Annotated in this window: 17 protein-coding genes; 14 read left to right on the top strand and 3 right to left on the bottom strand. The window is 66.2% G+C overall.

What is annotated here, in order from left to right; genetic code table 11:
• Window positions 1-4: 4 nt before the first annotated feature.
• Window positions 5-1,486 carry an aldehyde dehydrogenase (NADP(+)) gene (locus tag AB0L58_RS07280; RefSeq protein WP_364382548.1) on the top strand — a complete coding sequence of 494 codons (1,482 nt, stop codon included), beginning with the start codon at window positions 5-7 and terminating at the stop codon, window positions 1,484-1,486.
• A 1-nt stretch (window position 1,487) separates the two neighbouring features.
• A complete protein-coding gene (locus AB0L58_RS07285; protein ID WP_364382551.1) occupies window positions 1,488-2,765 on the top strand; it encodes a glucarate dehydratase family protein in 1,278 nt (425 codons plus the stop codon).
• On the opposite strand, the gene AB0L58_RS07290 is transcribed toward AB0L58_RS07285, so the two are convergent.
• Window positions 2,751-3,419 carry a cyclase family protein gene (locus AB0L58_RS07290; protein WP_364382554.1) on the bottom strand — a complete coding sequence of 223 codons (669 nt, stop codon included), beginning with the start codon at window positions 3,417-3,419 and terminating at the stop codon, window positions 2,751-2,753. The two genes, AB0L58_RS07285 and AB0L58_RS07290, sit on opposite strands and share 15 nt — an antisense overlap.
• Window positions 3,420-3,484: 65 nt before the next feature.
• Window positions 3,485-4,042: a helix-turn-helix domain-containing protein gene (locus AB0L58_RS07295; RefSeq protein WP_364382557.1), complete on the bottom strand. Its 558-nt coding sequence runs from the start codon at window positions 4,040-4,042 to the stop codon at window positions 3,485-3,487.
• Window positions 4,043-4,135: 93 nt separating this feature from the next.
• Between AB0L58_RS07295 and AB0L58_RS07300 the strand changes: the two genes are divergently transcribed.
• The 4 genes from AB0L58_RS07300 (at window position 4,136) to AB0L58_RS07315 (ending at window position 8,096) form a co-directional block, all read left to right on the top strand.
• Entirely contained in the window at window positions 4,136-5,731 is a 1,596-nt protein-coding gene (locus AB0L58_RS07300; RefSeq protein ID WP_364382560.1) for a GMC oxidoreductase, read from the top strand.
• A 127-nt stretch (window positions 5,732-5,858) separates the two neighbouring features.
• A complete protein-coding gene (locus tag AB0L58_RS07305; RefSeq protein WP_364382563.1) occupies window positions 5,859-6,374 on the top strand; it encodes a gluconokinase in 516 nt (171 codons plus the stop codon).
• A complete protein-coding gene (locus tag AB0L58_RS07310) occupies window positions 6,371-7,144 on the top strand; it encodes an SDR family oxidoreductase (protein ID WP_364382566.1) in 774 nt (257 codons plus the stop codon). The genes AB0L58_RS07305 and AB0L58_RS07310 overlap by 4 nt, the downstream gene beginning before the upstream one ends.
• 25 nt (window positions 7,145-7,169) lie before the next feature.
• Window positions 7,170-8,096 carry a D-isomer specific 2-hydroxyacid dehydrogenase family protein gene (locus tag AB0L58_RS07315; RefSeq protein WP_364382569.1) on the top strand — a complete coding sequence of 309 codons (927 nt, stop codon included), beginning with the start codon at window positions 7,170-7,172 and terminating at the stop codon, window positions 8,094-8,096.
• Here AB0L58_RS07315 and nac read toward each other — a convergent pair.
• Window positions 8,090-9,001 carry a nitrogen assimilation transcriptional regulator NAC gene (nac, locus tag AB0L58_RS07320; RefSeq protein WP_364383198.1) on the bottom strand — a complete coding sequence of 304 codons (912 nt, stop codon included), beginning with the start codon at window positions 8,999-9,001 and terminating at the stop codon, window positions 8,090-8,092. The two genes, AB0L58_RS07315 and nac, sit on opposite strands and share 7 nt — an antisense overlap.
• Before the next feature lie 332 nt (window positions 9,002-9,333).
• Between nac and AB0L58_RS07325 the strand changes: the two genes are divergently transcribed.
• The 8 genes from AB0L58_RS07325 to AB0L58_RS07360 are packed head-to-tail and all read left to right on the top strand — an operon-like array spanning window position 9,334 to window position 17,053.
• On the top strand, window positions 9,334-10,140 hold the full coding sequence (locus AB0L58_RS07325; RefSeq protein WP_364382571.1) for a 5-oxoprolinase subunit PxpA: 807 nt from the start codon (window positions 9,334-9,336) through the stop codon (window positions 10,138-10,140).
• Window positions 10,128-10,829, top strand: a complete 702-nt coding sequence (locus AB0L58_RS07330; protein ID WP_364382574.1) for a carboxyltransferase domain-containing protein — start codon at window positions 10,128-10,130, stop codon at window positions 10,827-10,829. The genes AB0L58_RS07325 and AB0L58_RS07330 overlap by 13 nt, the downstream gene beginning before the upstream one ends.
• Window positions 10,822-11,898, top strand: a complete 1,077-nt coding sequence (locus AB0L58_RS07335; protein WP_364382577.1) for a biotin-dependent carboxyltransferase family protein — start codon at window positions 10,822-10,824, stop codon at window positions 11,896-11,898. The genes AB0L58_RS07330 and AB0L58_RS07335 overlap by 8 nt, the downstream gene beginning before the upstream one ends.
• Window positions 11,895-13,253 carry an MFS transporter gene (locus tag AB0L58_RS07340; protein WP_364382580.1) on the top strand — a complete coding sequence of 453 codons (1,359 nt, stop codon included), beginning with the start codon at window positions 11,895-11,897 and terminating at the stop codon, window positions 13,251-13,253. The genes AB0L58_RS07335 and AB0L58_RS07340 overlap by 4 nt, the downstream gene beginning before the upstream one ends.
• Window positions 13,254-13,291: 38 nt before the next feature.
• On the top strand, window positions 13,292-14,047 hold the full coding sequence (locus tag AB0L58_RS07345; RefSeq protein WP_364382583.1) for an SDR family oxidoreductase: 756 nt from the start codon (window positions 13,292-13,294) through the stop codon (window positions 14,045-14,047).
• Window positions 14,048-14,055: 8 nt separating this feature from the next.
• Window positions 14,056-15,102: an L-idonate 5-dehydrogenase gene (locus AB0L58_RS07350; RefSeq protein ID WP_364382586.1), complete on the top strand. Its 1,047-nt coding sequence runs from the start codon at window positions 14,056-14,058 to the stop codon at window positions 15,100-15,102.
• A gap of 42 nt (window positions 15,103-15,144) precedes the next feature.
• Window positions 15,145-16,353, top strand: a complete 1,209-nt coding sequence (locus AB0L58_RS07355) for an aspartate transaminase (RefSeq protein ID WP_364382589.1) — start codon at window positions 15,145-15,147, stop codon at window positions 16,351-16,353.
• A 28-nt stretch (window positions 16,354-16,381) separates the two neighbouring features.
• Complete coding sequence (locus AB0L58_RS07360; RefSeq protein WP_364382592.1) at window positions 16,382-17,053, top strand: 4-carboxy-4-hydroxy-2-oxoadipate aldolase/oxaloacetate decarboxylase; 672 nt, start codon at window positions 16,382-16,384, stop codon at window positions 17,051-17,053.
• Window positions 17,054-17,055 lie beyond the last annotated feature (2 nt).

Raw genomic sequence — 17,055 nt, forward strand, 5'->3', positions numbered from 1 at the left:
CCATATGTCCCCATTGTCCGGCGACGAGGTCGGCATGGACACCGCCCTCGACGAAGTAGAACGCATCATCGCCGCGGCGTCCGACGCCGCGCGCCGTCTCGCCGAAACCACACCCACCGAACGCGCGCAGTGGCTCACCCATATCGCCGATGCCCTCGATGCGGCGGCCGACGAACTCGTACCGCTCGCCGCGGCCGAGACCCATCTGCCCGAAACACCGCGCCTGCGTGGCGAATTGACCCGCACCACCTTCCAGCTGCGGCTGTTCGCCGAGGTGCTCGCCGACGGCGAATTCCTCGCCGCCACCGTGGATCACGCCGATCCGAGTTGGCCGATGGGACCGCGACCCGATATCCGGCGCAGCCTCGTGCCGATCGGACCCACGCTCGTATTCGCCGCGAGCAACTTTCCGTTCGCCTTCAGTGTCGCGGGCGGCGATACCGCCTCGGCACTGGCCGCGGGCTGTCCCGTTGTCCTCAAAGCACATCCCGGCCACCCACGGCTTTCCGAGCGGACCGGCGCGATTGTGCGAGCAGCATTGACGGCTGCCGGTGCGCCGGCCGGCACCTTCGCGGTTATTCACGGCGTCGATGTGGGCATTACCGCCCTGCGGCATCCGGATATCGCGGCCGCATCGTTCACCGGCTCCCTGGCGGGCGGCCGGGCGCTGTTCGATATCGCATCGTCACGGCCGCGCCCGATCCCGTTCTACGGCGAACTCGGCAGCGTCAATCCGGTAGTGGTCTTCCCCGGCGCGATCCGCGCACGCGGACAGCGGATCGTCGAGGGCTTCGTCGGATCGTTCACCCTCGGTGCCGGGCAGTTCTGCACCAAACCCGGTGTGCTGCTGCTGCCTTCGGGTCATGGACTCACCGACGCGCTGACCGCCGCGGTCGCGGCCGTACCACAACAGCCGCTGCTCAACGAGCACATCGGCAACGGCTTCCGATCCCGCGTCACCACGTTGCGCGAAAATTCCACCGTAACAGCACTTTCGGCGCCATCCCTCGATGCACCTGTGCTGGCACCGACCTTGCTCAGCGTGCGCGCCACCGATTTCCTGTCGGCCGGCGCGGCCCTGCAGGCGGAATGCTTCGGCCCGGCCGCACTGGTTGTCGAATACGCGAATCCCGTTGAGCTGGCACAGGTTCTGCATCAACTCGAACCCGGCCTCACGGCGACGATCGTGGCGGAGCACTCCGAGATCGACGATGTGCGTCCCCTGCTGCCCGCCCTCACCGCACTCGCGGGCCGACTGCTGTGGAACGACTGGCCAACCGGCGTCACCGTCAGCTGGGCCCAACAGCACGGCGGCCCCTATCCGGCCACCACCGCACCGACCACCACCTCGGTGGGCACGGCCGCCATCACCCGCTTCCTGCGGCCGATCGCCTGGCAGGGCTTCCCGGATGAACTGCTCCCACCCGCCCTGCGCGAGGCCAACCCGTGGCGGCTGCCGCGCCGTGTCGACGGAAAGCGAGACTGAGATGTCCCCCGTGATCACCGATGTTCGACTGACCCCGATTCTCATCGCCGACGCTCCCCTGCTCAATGTCGGTGGCGTGCACCAGCCGTATACGCCGCGCCTCATTGTCGAGATCGAAACCGACAGTGGCGCTTGCGGTCTCGGCGAGACCTACGGCGACCAGATCTACCTCGATCGGGCGGCCGACCTCGCCCCGCGACTGATCGGTATGCCGGTCGCCGCGGTCAACGCCATTCGGCTGCTCGGCACGAACACCACCGGGGAGGTGCTGATCGACAACCCGATCGCGGGCGGACTGCGCGGCACCCTCACCACCGACAAGGTCCGCCTCAGCGTGATATCGGCCTTCGAGTCCGCCGCACTCGACGCCCACGGTCGCGAACTCGGCCTGCCGGTGCACGCCTTGCTGGGTGGCAAGGTCCGCGACCGGGTCGACTATTCCGGCTACCTGTTCTACAAATGGGCCGAACATCCGCTTCCCGATGCACCGACCGACGACTGGGGCGAGGTCATCGATCCGGACGGCGTCGTCCGTTTGGCCGAGAAGTTCGCCGCTCATGGCGGATTCCGCTCGTTCAAACTCAAGGGCGGTGTATTTCCGCCGGAGGAGGAAGTCGCCGCGATCGAGGCGCTGGCCAAGGCATTCCCGGATCATCCGCTGCGGCTGGATCCCAACGGCGGTTGGTCGCTGAGCAGCGCGACGACTGTCGCCGAACAACTTTCGGGCGTCGTCGAATATCTGGAGGACCCGACCGCCCGCCGCGAGGATATGGCCGAAGTGCATCGCCGCACCGGAATGCCGTTGGCCACCAATATGATCGTCACCTCGATCGAGGAGGTGCGGCCCGCCTTCGATATCGATGCCGTCCAGATCGTGCTGTCCGACCATCACTTCTGGGGCGGCCTGTTCGCCACGCGTGACCTGGCCGCCGTGTGCCATGCCTACGGCAAAGGCGTCAGTATGCATTCCAACACCCACCTCGGAATCAGCCTGGCGGCAATGACGCATGTGGCCGCCACCGTCCCCGAGTTGACCTATGCCTGCGACACCCACTACCCATGGCAACCGGAGGATGTGATCGCCGAACCCATCGTTTTCGAGGCGGGCGCCGTCACCGTCCCCGACGCACCCGGCCTCGGCATCGAACTCGACACCGACGCACTCGGTCACCTGCACGACCGCTGGAAAGCCTTGCCGCAGTGGCACAATCGCGATGACATCGCGGGCATGCGCCTGGTCGATCCGACCTACCGGCCGCCGAGCTCACCCAAATACTGAGTGATCGGTCCAGGCAACCGCGCGTAGCGGAAACGAGCCCATCCCACGCACCGGTGCCGGCAGCGCGACCAGCCTGGCACCGGTGTCGGGGACCGCGTCCAAGTTCGTCATCTGCTCGATGATCGGGATTCCCGCACCGAGCAGCGCATGGTGGCACGGCCGCGTCGGCAGCGACGTGTCATCGATATCGAGCGAGTCGATGCCGACCAGCGCCACATTCGCGGCGACCAGCGCATCGGCGACCTCACCGACCAGGAACGGATGTCCCGGACCCCGATACGCGGACGAACCCCACCGCGTCGACCATCCGGTGTGCACGAGCACGGCCTTGCCCCACAGCCGGGCCGGGTCACCGAGCACATCCGGTCCCACGGCGCGAACTCCCGCCGCGCGGATCATGAGGATCGGCACGTTGAACAGCCGTTCCAGCGGCAGCTCGGCGATATCGGCACCGTCGGCGTGGTAGTGGAAGGGAGCGTCGATATATGTCCCGGTATTGCCGACGGTATCCACGCGGGCGATCTCGTAGGTCATATCGACCAGCGCCGACCGGTCCCGCGCGATATGTGGGGTGACTCGCGGTCCGGGCAGGCCCGGATAGGTGAGCATGCCGTCCGAGATCGGATGCGACAGCTCAACTACCGCCTTGCTCATGGTAGAGACCGTACTCGCCGATCCCACGGCACGCGGCGCGCTACTACACACCCGTACCAGGTACATCACTCGCGCAGACCACGCTCCAAGAGTGCCCACGCCTGCCGGGAGGTGGCCTGCCTGGATTTCGGGTCGGTCTTCGCCAGCAGGGCCGCCAGCATCGCCACTGCCATGACGATGTCCGTCGCTGTGATATCGGCGCGGATATCGCCGCGGCGGCTCGGATCGTCGAGCAGTTGGGCGATGAGGCCGAGCAGCCGCCATGCCGCGCCGAGCAGCCGCTCGTCCTCGGTATTCGTCGGGTAGATCATGGCAATGAAAGCCGCGGATGCCGTCAACTGATCGACGATCAGGGCCAGCACATCCCCTACCGTGGTCGCCGGGTCGGCGGCGAGTACTTCGATCTCGACGATATTCTCCTCGAATACCGCGAGCGCCATGCTCTCCCTGGTCGGAAAATGCCGGTACAGCACGCCCTGTCCGACACCCGCCGCGCGCGCTATCAAAGTCAGCGGTGCGTCGAAACCGTTCTCCGCGAACACAGTTCGCGCCGCTCGTATCAGAGCCGCCCGATTTTCCGCAGCGGCTTTCGGCCCCGGGTTCGCTCGACGCGACGCTGTCATCCACGCAACGCTACCGCTTGACTCCTCCGACGGTCTCCAGCAGACTGTCGAGCCAACCGGACAAGACAGTCCGGATAGTGAGTGAGGACGCGCATGTCGGTGATCACCCGCCGAACCCTGTTGACCGCAACCGCAGCGGCCGGTGTCGCCATACTCGGCTCCCGAACCACCACCCAAGAGCACGGTATCGCCGCACGCGTCAACAGCGTCCCGCTCACCCGGGAGGAACGCCGGGTCGTGGTCGTCGGATCCGGATTCGGTGGCGGGGTGACCGCGCTGCGCCTGGCCCAGGCGGGCGTCCCGGTGCTGCTGCTCGAACGCGGGATGCGCTGGCCCACCGGGCCGAATGCGGAAACCTTTCCGCGCGCCTCAGCCCTGGACAAGCGGGTGCTCTGGTACCGGTCCAGCCCGAACCTATTCGGTGCGCCACTGGTTTTCGAACCCTATACCGGCCTGGTCGAGGCGGTGTCCGGAGCGAATATGACCGCCCTGTGCGCGGCGGGCCTCGGTGGCGGCTCGCTGATCTACCAGGGCATGTCCCTACAGCCCACGCAGCCGGTATTCGATGCGAATCTGCCCGAAGAACTCGACTGGGCCACCATGGATCGGGTGCATTACCCGAGGGTGGCCCGCATGCTCGGCCTCGCGGAGGCGCCCGATGAGTTGATCGCGAACCGGAACTACACGGCCGCGCGCATATTCGGTGACCATGTGCGCCAAGCCGGACTGCCGCTGTCGAAGATTCCGATGCCCATCGACTGGAACTACGCACTCGCCGAGCTGCGGGGCGAGATGAAACCGTCCTACACCAACGGCGACGGCGCGATGGGCGTGAACAACGGCGGTAAACATTCGGTCGATGTCACCTATATCGCCGCCGCCGAGTCGACCGGACGGGTAGAGGTGCAGACGCTGCACCAGGTCACCGATGTCGAACGCGCCGCCGACGGGCGCTGGGTAGTGTACGTCGAACGGCTCGACACCTCCGGCAATGTCCTGGAAAACAAGATCATCACGGCCAATGCCCTTGTCCTGTCCGCGGGCAGTCTGAACACCACCAAGCTGCTGGTGCGGGCCGGTGCGCAGGGGAAGATTCCGGACCTGCCCGATGGGCTGGGTCAGCAGTGGGGCACCAATGCCGACCGGATCTACGTCTGGACCGACCCCATCGCCGATTTCGGTGCGGCACAGGGTGGTCCCGTGGTCTACGGAAGTAAGAACTGGGACGATCCGCAGGCCGCGTTCACCGTAATCCAGGCGTCGATACCGCCGATGTCGATGGACCCCAAGAGCACCATGCTGGTCGGATACGGCGTCAGCGCGGACCGGGGCCGATTCGTCTACGACTCGGCGACCGACGACGCGATCCTGCAGTGGCCGAAGGATGGCGACGCGAGTATCCAGAACAATCACATCGATCCGACCGTGCGCCGAATCGCGGGCCGGACAAGCATTTTGGTGGATACCAACGCACTGTTCCCGTCTACCTGGCATGCCCTCGGCGGCGCGAGCATGGGGTCGGTCTGCGATCTCGATGGCCGGGTTCTCGGTCAGCGCGGTCTCTATGTGGTCGACGGCGCGCTGCTGCCGGGCAATGCCGCGGCCTGCAATCCGTCGATGACGATCGCCGCCGTGGCCGAGCGTGCCCTCGACCACCTGGTCACCACGGATATCGGCACCGCGATCTGATCACGTTCAGCCCTCACCTTTCGTTATGACGTCCTCCGAAACCGGTATCGCCTGATCATTGCCCTCGTGCGGTGGGTTCGGGCATGGTCGATCTGCGTATCTGAACCACCGGCGGACAGGAATATTCATGGGCGGCGAGCGGCGACCCCATATCGTGGTGATGGGCGTGACGGGTTGTGGGAAATCGACGATCGCACGCCAGGTTGCCGAGATAACAGGCGCCGAGTTCCTGGATGCCGACGATCTGCATCCCCCTGCGAACGTCGCGAAGATGGCCACGGGCATTCCACTCACGGATGCGGACCGGGGACCGTGGCTCACGGCCGTACGCGATTGGCTGCGCACGCGAAGTGCCGGTGTAGTTGCCTGTTCCGCGCTGCGGCGACGGTATCGGGATGTGCTCCGAAATGGCTCGGAGTCGGTCGCGTTCGTGCACCTCGACGGCGTGCCCGCCACAATTCGGTCGCGCATGTCGGCACGACGCGGGCATTTCATGCGGCCCGTCCTCCTCGATTCGCAACTCGCATTGTTGGAGCCCCTCGAGCCCGATGAGTTCGGGGTCGTACTGGACGTCGCGGCGGCACCGGAAGAGATCGCTCGCTCGGTGGTCGATTTCGCGCGGGACCCGGCGGTGGCGCGGTGAGTGCGCACCGGAGTTTCGATATCGCGGGCAAGATCGCCCTCGTCACCGGCTCGAGCCGCGGTATCGGATATGCGCTGGCAACCGGGCTCGCCGAGGCCGGAGCCACGGTCGTCCTCAACGGCCGTGACACCACGGCACTCGCCCGCAGCCGCGACGAGATCGCGGACAAGACCGGCGCGACAGTCCATATCTGTGCATTCGATGCGACGGACTCCGCGCAGGTGACCGCCGCCGCACAGCAGGTCGAGGCCGAGATCGGCCCGGTCGATATCGTCGTGAACAACACCGGAGTCCAGCACCGCAGTCCGCTGCTCGACTTCTCCGACGCCGATTTCCGTCGCGTCCTCGATACCAACCTCTTCAGCGCCTTCTGCGTGGGACGCGAATTCGCCCGTGCGATGGTCGAACGCGGACGCGGCAAGATCGTCAATATCTGTTCGGTGCAAAGCGAATTGGGCCGAGCGGGGATTGCGCCGTATGCGGCCAGCAAGGGTGGCCTGAAGATGCTCACCCGCGGCATGTGCGCGGACTGGGCTCCGCTCGGACTGCAGGTCAATGCGATCGCGCCCGGCTACTTCGCCACCGAATTGACCTCCGCGCTGGTGCACGACGCCGATTTCAGCGCCTGGCTCACCAGGCGCACACCGGCCGGGCGTTGGGGACGCACCGAGGAATTGGTCGGTGCGCTGCTGTTTCTCGCCTCCCCGGCGTCGGATTTCGTCAATGGCCAGATCCTGTATGTCGACGGCGGTTTGACCGCCGTCGTGTGATCCATTTCCAGCTCGAAAGGCAACCGTGCCGAATATCAGCCGTCCCCGAATCCATCTCGGCCCCGATTCCGATTCCGCCCTCGCCAGGGGAATCGAGCGAGGCGGCGGCATTCTCGTTCCACTTGCCGATGCGGACGCCGTGGTGTGGACGCAGGGACCGGCCACCTTCCCGGACCGGCTTCCCGACACGGTGCGCTGGGTGCAGCTGCCCTCCGCTGGCGTCGAACCCTGGATCTGCGCCGGGATCATCGATGACGGTCGCGTCTGGACCTCGGCGGCCGGCGCGTATGCGCGCAATGTCGCCGAACACGGCGTATTGCTGCTGCTCGCCGGTGTGCGGATCCTTGCCGAGCAGATCCGCGCGACATCCTGGCACAAGACGGATTTCGATCCTCGCGTCGGTACGCTGTACGGCTCGACTGTGGCCATTGTCGGCTGTGGTGGCATCGGCCGCGCCATGATCCCCTTGCTCACCGCATTCGGTGCGCGGGTACTCGCGGTCACCCGGTCGGGCACTCCGGTGCCCGGCGCCGCCGAGACGGTCGCCGCGGACCAGACAACCGAGATCTGGTCTCGGGCAGATCATTTCGTAATCGCCGCACCCGCGACACCGGACACCGCGCACCTCGTGGACGCGGATGCACTCGCCAGCATGAAGTCGACGGCTTGGATCGTGAACGTGGCCCGTGGCGCGCTCATCGATACCGATGCGCTGGTACACGCACTCGAGCAGGCAACGATCGGCGGCGCCGCGCTGGACGTGACGGAACCCGAACCGCTTCCGGCGGGCCATCCGCTCTGGACGCTGCCCAACGCCATCGTCACACCGCACATCGCCAATCCCGCGACCGGCCTCACCGCGGTACTGGCCGATCACGTCGCGGCGAATGTCGAACGGTTCGCCGCCGGACAACCGCTGCTCGCGACCATCGATATCCGACGGGGTTATTGAGCCGTGCGCCCCGCACTGCTCCTGACGTAGTTGGCGACGACGGAGCGCAATAGCTCGCGTACGGCCTCCGCCGGTTTGGACAGCGGCTGATTGGTCGGGGTACCGAGCGATACCTGGACCGTGATCGCCGGTTCGATGCGACGCAGTTCCAGATTGTCGACGGTCATGATCCGACGAGCCACCGAAAGCGGTAGAACAGTGGCGCCCAAACCATTTCGCACGGCCTGCGCCATCAGCGCGACCGACTCCACCTCCCCGACGACATGCGCGTGTTCCAGCGCGTGATCGTAGGCCTGCTCGACCACCTTCCGGATCGTGTGCATCGGGCCGGGTAGCAGCAGCGGCAGGCCCTTCAGTTCCGCGATCGAGACCGCGGAACCGGTAGTACCGGGCAGACCGGTCCCCGTCGGTGCGACGACCATCAGTTCCTCGGTGAGCAGTCGCTCGAAGGTCACACCCTTGATCGGTCCGGCGTCGTACAGCAGCGCCATATCCATCCGTCCGGTCATCATCGCCTCGCTGAGTACGCCACCGAAGTTCTCGTTGATGTGCAGCAGAATGCTCGGATACCGTTCGCGGACCGCGGTCAGCAATGGCAGAGCGATCGCATTGACGGTGCTGTAGGGGGCCAGCCCGACCGAAACCCCACCGGCCAATTCGCGGCCGACCACACTCACCTCGGCCTGCGCACTCTGCACCTGGCGCAGGATGATCTGCGCGTGCCGATACAGGGCCCGGCCCGCATCGGTGGGTTCGATGCCTTGCTTGTGCCGGATCAGCAGTTGCTGACCGAACTGGGCCTCCAGGGCGGTCATCTGCTGGCTCAGCGCGGGCTGCGCGATGTGCAGGATATCGGCGGCGCGGGTGATGCTCCCGGCATCCACGATGCGCACGAACGAGAACAAGCGTCGGGTATCCACGTCGTCGATCCACCTTTCTCGCCGCACGCGATATCGCTGCGGCATGAGCCGGGGACGTGATTTGCATTTTGCCGCCTACGGCCCGACCCATTCATGCCGAGGTTTCCGTATTGTTGCCCTACGGAAACGCGGCGGTACCGCATTTCCGGCCGACATTATGAGCCCGCAGCATAGCCGCTGCTCAGACACCATAGTGGTTCGTTATCACCTCACCCGAAACCGGTATTACCCGCACTCGGGAGAACCTGCGTAGCGTCGGCTTACACCGCACGTTCACTCATACGGTGCTCGCAGTTTCCCACCCCGCGGAGGCATCCATGACATGGAAAATCGATCTCGTCGCCGATATCGGCGAGAGTTTCGGCGCGTGGACGACGGGCGATGACGACGCACTGCTCGACGTCCTCACCTCCGCCAATATCGCCTGCGGCTTCCACGCGGGCGATCCGCGAACCATGGACCGGACGCTGCGCCAGTGCGTTGCCCGCGGCATCGGCGTCGGCGCGCACCCCAGCTTCCCGGATCTGGTCGGCTTCGGTCGGCGGGCCATGGACCTCTCGGCCGACGAGGTGCGCACCGATGTGCTGTACCAACTCGGCGCACTGCATGCCTTCGCCGTCGCGCACGGCACCACGGTGTCGCATGTGGCACCGCACGGCCGACTTGGCAACCTGGTGGCGACCCGCGCCGACTACGCCGGCGCGGTGGTCGATGCCGTCCGGTCGTTCGATCCGAACCTCATCGTGCTCGCCCAGGACGGCGAACTCGCCGACCACGCGCACGCACAGGGGATTCGCGTCGGCATCGTCGGCATCGTCGACCGCGCCTATCGCGCCGACGGCACCCTCGTCCCGCGCTCGGAGCCGGGCGCGATTATTCACGACCCCGAGGTGCTCGCCCGGCGCGCGGTCCGCATGGTGACCGAGGAGATCATCGAATCCGTGGACGGCACAAGGCTTTCCGTCCAGCCGCACACACTGCTCTTGCACGGCGACAACGCCGAGGCGGTGCGCAGCGCGCGGGCGATCCGGACCGCGCTCGATGCGGCAGGTGTGCACATCGCCCCGCTGGCCGAGGTGCTCGCGGATCGCGCCGGTAAGGAAAACGAACCATGTCCGGCATAGCCTTCCAGGTCGCGGACTGCGGTGATTCCGCCGTACGCGTCACCGCGCTCGGAGCCGACCGGGAAGAGTGCTGGCGAACGGTGCACACGATCGCGGCCGCCCTCGACACTGCCGCGGACCGCCTCGCGATCACCGGCGTCATTGCGGCCTACGATGCCGTACTCATCGAATTCGACTGCGCGGCAAGCACTCACGACGACATTCGGGAGCTGCTCACCAGTCTCCTGCGGAACCCGGTGGCACCGCAACCACGGCCGGTGCGGCATTTCGATATCCCCGTGGTCTACGGCGGCGAGTACGGTCCGGATCTCGACGAGGTGGCCGACCAACTCGGGCTGTCCCCGGCCGAGGTGATCCGCGTGCACGGATCGTCGCCACTGACCATGCGCTGCTTCGGATCTCCGGGTGGCGCGCCGATGCTCGACGGACCCGCCTTTCCGCGGCCGATACCCCGACGGGTCGTCCCGCGGCCGCACGTACCCGCCGGAGCCGTGGCGGTGGCCGGTCGACAGGCGGTCGTTTCGGCACGGCCCGCGCCCGGCGGGTGGCCCGTAATAGGCCGCACCCCGCGCACCATCGTCGACCCGACGACCGAGCCGCTGTCCGCGTTCCGACCCGGAGATACGTTTCGATTCCATGCCATCGCGGCCCACGAATGGTCCCGGTTCGAGGGGGTGCTGCATGGCTGAGACCATCACCGTGACGACTCCGGGGATCACCGCCATCCAGGATCTGGGCCGCCGCCGAGCCTCGCGAATCGGACAGCTGACCGGTGGTGCGCTCGACCAGTACAGCGCCGAGGTCGCCAACGCCCTGGTCGGCAGCGCGCGCACAGCGCCGCTGCTCGAACTGGTCGCACTGGATTTCGGTGCCGTCGCGAGCACAGATCTGCTCGTCGCGGTCACCGGCGCACCCGCCGATGTGCGCGTCGACAGTGTCGGCCGCGCCCAGTGGCAGCCGTTCATCTGGGCCGCGGGCACCGAACTCACCGTCAGCGGCATCCGCGACGGACTCCGGGTCTACCTCGCGGTGCACGGGACGATTTCCGCGAACTATCTGCTCGACAGCTGCGCCCCGGATCCGGTGCTCGGCTTCGGTCGACAACTGACAACAGATGCGAACATCGATGTCGAGGTCGACGGGCCGCTGCTCGACCACCCGCATTTCCGAATTCCGCTGTTCCACTTCGACATTGCGCAACCCGCGTTTACCGGAAGCTGGACCATCGATGTCACCGACGGTCCCGATATCGCGGAATTCGGCAGTACCGCGACTCGGCTGTTCGAGACCTCGTTCGTCGTGGGTGACAACAGCAATCACATCGGACTCCGGCTCGGTCCCGAGGGTGCCGTGCCGCAGCGCGAGAGCCGGACCGAGGTCCTGTCCCGGGGCGTACCGATCGGTGCCGTGGAAGTGCCCGCCGGAGACGAACTGCTCGTACTGCACCGTGGCCGGGGCGTGACAGCGGGCTACCCGGTGCTCGCGGTCGTCACGGCAATCAGTTTGTCGCGGTTGGGCCAGGCCCGGCCAGGTCAGCGAGTGCGGTTCCGGCACACCGGCATCCCCGATGCGGTGCGCCGCTATCGCGCGCAGCAGGCGGCGATCGATCGACTACGTGCCCGCGTGGCACACGCCTTCGACGGTCTCCGAATTCCCATCCACACCAACACTTTCCACCAGCCCGGTCGGCACGCTTGCGTAACCACGCAACGGCCCCGTGCAGACCACATCCGACGCAGTCACCTGGAGTACCCATGACCGACACGATCTCTCCGGCCCCGGCCGGGTCCGTGCCCGCCAACCGAACAACTGCGGCGTCGTCCGGCTCGATCCGCAAGGTCGTACTGGCCGGCTGCGTCGGCATCTTCGTCGAGCTCTACGACAACGGGATCTTCGCCTTCATGGCGACCGCCCTGGCCATCGTGTTCTTCGACGTCTCCAAGTCCAGTGACGCACTGCTACTGGTCTTCGCCGGATATGCGATTTCGTTCTTCGTGCGGCCGCTCGGCGCGGTGATCTGCGGCATCCTCGGCGACAAGTTCGGCCGCCAGAAGATGCTCGTCTTCGTCATCATGCTGATCAGCGTCGCGACGGCGGGTATCGGCGTCCTGCCGACCTACGCGGCCATCGGTCTCGCCGCACCGGCGTTATTGATCGCCTTGCGATTGGCACAGGGATTCTCGGTCGGCGGTGAGGCCGCCGGTGCGATGACCTTCCTCGCCGAACATGCGCCCGAAGGCAAGCGCGGACTGATCACCAGCTATGCCCAGATCGCCTCCTTCCTCGCACTGCTGACCGGCACCCTCGTGGCATTCACGATGTCCCCGTGGTTGAACGCGAATGCCATCCACGGCGGCGGATTCGGCAGCTGGGCCTGGCGGATTCCCTTTCTCATCGCGATCCCGATGGGCCTGATCGGCTGGTACATTCGCCGCGCCATCAGCGACACCCCGAATTTCGACAAGCTCAAGGAATCCGGCGGACTCGCACGCAACCCGCTGCGGGAAGCGTTCGCGACGCCCGAACACCGCAGGGCCATGCTGCTCGCCCTGTTCATCCCGTTGATGAACGGCTCCGGCTACTACGTCCTGTTCTCCTACATGCCGACCTTCCTCAAGGGCGACAAGATCGGATTCTCCACCGGCACAGCACTTATCGTCACCGCCGCCAGTCTGGTCGCGATCAGCATCGCGATTCCGTTCATGGGCGCGCTGTCGGACAAGCTGGGCCGCAAGAAGGTGATCGCCGGTGCCGCGATCACGATGGCCATCGGTGCGATCCCCTGCTACGCCCTCATCGCGACCGGCGATTTCGCACTCGCGGTGCTGGGCGCCTGCATCATGGCCGTCATCTTCGCCGGACACACCGCAGTCATCCACATCCTCATCGTCGAACTGTTCCCGACCCGTGTCCGGTATTCCGCCTACGGGCTCGGCTACAACATCTCCTCGGCGCTGTTCGGCGGTACCGCACCGCTGTTGATGACTTGGCTCATCCCGCATTTCGGCATTTACGTCCCGGCCGTCTATGCCGTCGCCACCGCGCTCGGCACGCTCGCGGCGGTCAGCACCGTCACCGACCGTGCGCACCTGCCCCTGCGCGACACGCTCTGACCACCAGCGGCACTGCCGCACCCGAGACAAGGAGTGTCATGCCTTTCGACGACTACCGAACCGCCCTCGTCACCGGAGCCAATACCGGGATGGGTGCCGCGATCACCGAGACGCTCACCAAGCGTGGCGTCACCGTCTACGGCGTCGCACGCGATGCCGCACGGCTCGATGAAGTGGCCGCACGGACCGGAATGATCCCCCTCGCCGTCGATATCACCGACACCGCGGCACTGACCAGCGCGGCCGGGCACCTAGAAATCGACGTGCTGGTCAACAATGCCGGAGTGTCGGCCACCGGGAATATTCTCGACGCGACTCCCGAATCGGTCGATGCCATGGTCGATGTGAATCTACGTGCCGTGCTGCACCTGTGCCGGCTGCTGCTGCCGGGCATGGTCGAGCGCGACCTCGGACATATCGTGAATATCGGCTCCATTGCCGGTCTGTACAACTTTTACGGCCACACTGCTTATCACGCGACAAAGGCGGCGATCCATCAGATCTCGCGCCAGCTCCGCAACGATGTCATCGGCAAGCGCATCCGGGTCACCGAGATCTGCCCAGGCCGGGTGGAGACCGAAATCTTCGGACGCAATCTCGGCGGCACGCCCGAGGCGATGCGGCAGGCCTGGGAGACCTATTACGAAGGCTACGAATCCATTACGACCAAGGACATCGCCGACACCGTCGAGTTCGCGATCGACGCACCGCGACACGTGAACCTCGGCCTGATCGAGATCACGCCCACCTTCCAGGTGCCCGGCGGGCTCGAATTCGTCCGGCGACAGGGTTGAGGTCGCCGATGCCGGCAACCGCATTGCCTTCTCACACATTGGGAGTCGTGGCGCATGCCGCGGGTGATCTCCGCGTCGAAGCCATTGCCCTCGCAACACCGGGATCGTCCGATACGGTCGTCGAAATCGCGTACGGCGGCATCTGCGGATCCGACCTGCACTACTGGACCCACGGAGCCGCAGGAGAATCGATCCTGCAGGCACCGATGCTGCTCGGACACGAGGTGGTCGGCACAGTGGTCCAGCAGGCCGCGGACGGCAGTGGGCCGGTGGCGGGTACGCGGGTGGCCGTGCATCCGGCGACACCGGGCGGCGAGCGGCCGCGCTACCCCGCCGATCGCCCCAACCTCTCACCCGGATGCACATATCTCGGCAGCGCGGCCCAATTCCCCCATACGCACGGCGCGTTCACCCGCTATGCGGTGCTGCCGTCCCGGATGTTGCGAGCGCTGCCCGATGGTCTCGCGCTGCGCACGGCCGCCGTCGCGGAACCGGCTTCGGTTGCCTGGCACGCGGTTTCGCGCGCGGGGCAGGTCGCGGGAAAGACCGCGCTGGTGATCGGTTGCGGTCCGATCGGCGCGCTGGTGGTATCGGTGCTGCGCCGGGCCGGTGCCGCCGCGATCACCGCCGTCGACATCCACGACTATCCCTTGACCATCGCTCGCGAACTGGGCGCGACCGCAACGGTGCGGGCCGACGACACCGACACGGTCGCCGCGGTGGACGCCGACATCGTCATCGAATGCTCCGGCAACCGCTTCGGACTCGAATCCGCCATTCGCGGCGCGACCCGAGGTGGCCGGGTGGTCCTGCTCGGTTTGCTGCCGACCGGATTACAGCCGGCACCGCTGTCGCTGGTCATTACGCGTGAACTAGAGGTCGTCGGCTCGTTCCGGTTCAACGACGAGATCGACGCGGTCCTCGACGCGCTCGCCGACGGGAGTCTGGCCGTCGAGCCGGTCATCAGCCACCAGTTCGCCGTTCGAGATGCCTTGGCGGCCTTCGCCGTCGCCAAGGATGCCGCGGCCTCGGCCAAAGTGCTGCTGGCGTTCTGAACCCCAAGTCATCCGAAAGCCATCTCTCCCAGGAGGAAAAGCATGTCCCCTGTCGCCCTCGCCGACCGTGCCGAGCAAATGCGGGAATCACCGAGTGTCGCTGCCGCACAGCGGGTTCGCGAGTTGCGAGCGGCGGGGCGGGAGATCCTCGATCTGACCGTCGGTGAACCGGATTTCGACACCCCTGACCATGTGAAGGCGGCAGCGATCGCGGCCATGGCAGCGGGTCTCACCAAATACACCGCGGTGAACGGCATTCCGGAACTGCGGCGGGCGATCATGGCGCGGATTCTCGACCGCACCGGAATCACGGTGGGCGACAGCGAGATCACCGTCGGCGGCGGGGCCAAACAGGTCATCTTCATGGCGCTGATGGCGACGATCAATAACGGTGACCAGGTCATCGTACCGTCGCCGTACTGGGTTTCCTATCCGGATATGGTCGCCCTGCACGGTGGCACGCCCATTGTCGTGGAGTGCCCTGAATCGGACCGATTTCTGCTCACCGCCGCGAAATTGGCGGCGGCGATCACGCCCGCCACGAGATGGGTGATCCTCAACGGGCCCTCCAATCCGACCGGGGCGGTGTACAGCGCGGAGGAACTCGCGGCACTCGCCACCGTGCTCGAGCGGCACCCGCACGTGAGCGTGTTATGCGACGAGATCTATGACGAGATCGTCTTCACCGACCGGCGCACCCCGAGCCTGCTGTCCGTGGCGCCGCACCTGCGCGATCAGATCCTCGTCGTCAATGGCGTGTCCAAGGCGTATGCGATGACCGGCTGGCGACTCGGGTACGGTGTCGGGCATCCGCGGCTCATCGCGGCGATCAATAAACTGCAGTCGCAGAGTTCGTCCTGCCCGTCCTCGATCAGCCAGGCTGCCGCGGCCGCGGCGATTTCCGGCGACCAGACCTTTGTCACCGAGTCGATCGCGAGTTACCGCGCGCGCCGCGACCTCATCTTCGATCTGCTCGCCGACGTGGACGGACTCACCCCGGTACGGCCGCAGGGCGCGTTCTACCTGTTCATCGGATGCGCCGGACTCCTCGGCAAACGGACACCGGACGGACGAATGCTGCGCGACGACCAGGACGTCGTCCTGTATCTGCTCGAGACCGCTTCGGTCGCGACGATCCAGGGCTCCGCCTACGGCGCGCCGTCCTACCTGCGCGTCTCCTTCGCCACCTCGACGGACGTGCTGCGCACCGCCGCCGCCGAAATCGCGAAAGCCGTTGCCGCACTGAGCTGACCACAGCCCAACCCATCACGGAGAAACCATGGTCCACGTCACCACCAAGATCGACCGCGCCGACCGCGCACTCATCGACGAACTCGGCACCTTCTCGGCGGCCACCATCCACGAGGCCCAGGGCCGCAAAGGCGCACTCGATTCGGACATCAAACCCATCGACCGCGACATGTCCTTCTGCGGATCCGCATTCACCGTCGTCTGCCACCCCCGGGACAACATCATGCTGCAGGTCGCGATCAGCTACGCGCAGCCCGGCGACGTCCTCGTCGTGGCATCCGGCGATCAGCCCGCCGGGCAATTCGGCGATGTCCTCGCCAATGCGTGTGCCGCCCGTGGCATTTCCGCGCTCGTCACCGACGGTGGCGTGCGGGATACCCGAGAAATCCGCGAACTCGGATTTCCGGTCTTCGCCAAGCACGTCTGCATCGAGGGCACCGTCAAGGAGACCCTCGGCCCTATCAACCAACCCCTCGTCTTCGGTGGCCAGGTCATCCATCCCGGCGATATCGTCAAGGGCGACTGCGACGGCGTCGTCGTCATCCGACGCGAAGAAATCCGATCCGCGATCGATGCCTCCCGCGAACGTGACACCGCCGAGGCCGCCTACATCGAACGCTACAAAGCGGGTGCGACGCCCATCCAGGTCTCGAACCTGGCCGCGATCCTGGAGGCCAAGGGCCTCACCGTCGACCAGTAGCG

The organism is Nocardia sp. NPDC052112, assembly GCF_040680135.1.
Lineage (GTDB): Bacteria > Actinomycetota > Actinomycetes > Mycobacteriales > Mycobacteriaceae > Nocardia.

Bases quoted from the DNA above. Each gene is read 5' to 3' on its own strand.
- AB0L58_RS07295 (WP_364382557.1), bottom strand. From the start codon at position 4,042: ATGACAGCGTCGCGTCGAGCGAACCCGGGGCCGAAAGCCGCTGCGGAA.
- AB0L58_RS07280 (WP_364382548.1), top strand. From the start codon at position 5: ATGTCCCCATTGTCCGGCGACGAGGTCGGCATGGACACCGCCCTCGAC.
- AB0L58_RS07350 (WP_364382586.1), top strand. From the start codon at position 14,056: ATGCCGGCAACCGCATTGCCTTCTCACACATTGGGAGTCGTGGCGCAT.
- AB0L58_RS07305 (WP_364382563.1), top strand. From the start codon at position 5,859: ATGGGCGGCGAGCGGCGACCCCATATCGTGGTGATGGGCGTGACGGGT.
- AB0L58_RS07345 (WP_364382583.1), top strand. From the start codon at position 13,292: ATGCCTTTCGACGACTACCGAACCGCCCTCGTCACCGGAGCCAATACC.
- AB0L58_RS07285 (WP_364382551.1), top strand. From the start codon at position 1,488: ATGTCCCCCGTGATCACCGATGTTCGACTGACCCCGATTCTCATCGCC.
- AB0L58_RS07330 (WP_364382574.1), top strand. From the start codon at position 10,128: ATGTCCGGCATAGCCTTCCAGGTCGCGGACTGCGGTGATTCCGCCGTA.
- AB0L58_RS07355 (WP_364382589.1), top strand. From the start codon at position 15,145: ATGTCCCCTGTCGCCCTCGCCGACCGTGCCGAGCAAATGCGGGAATCA.
- AB0L58_RS07300 (WP_364382560.1), top strand. From the start codon at position 4,136: ATGTCGGTGATCACCCGCCGAACCCTGTTGACCGCAACCGCAGCGGCC.
- AB0L58_RS07325 (WP_364382571.1), top strand. From the start codon at position 9,334: ATGACATGGAAAATCGATCTCGTCGCCGATATCGGCGAGAGTTTCGGC.
- AB0L58_RS07290 (WP_364382554.1), bottom strand. From the start codon at position 3,419: ATGAGCAAGGCGGTAGTTGAGCTGTCGCATCCGATCTCGGACGGCATG.
- AB0L58_RS07340 (WP_364382580.1), top strand. From the start codon at position 11,895: ATGACCGACACGATCTCTCCGGCCCCGGCCGGGTCCGTGCCCGCCAAC.
- AB0L58_RS07335 (WP_364382577.1), top strand. From the start codon at position 10,822: ATGGCTGAGACCATCACCGTGACGACTCCGGGGATCACCGCCATCCAG.
- AB0L58_RS07360 (WP_364382592.1), top strand. From the start codon at position 16,382: ATGGTCCACGTCACCACCAAGATCGACCGCGCCGACCGCGCACTCATC.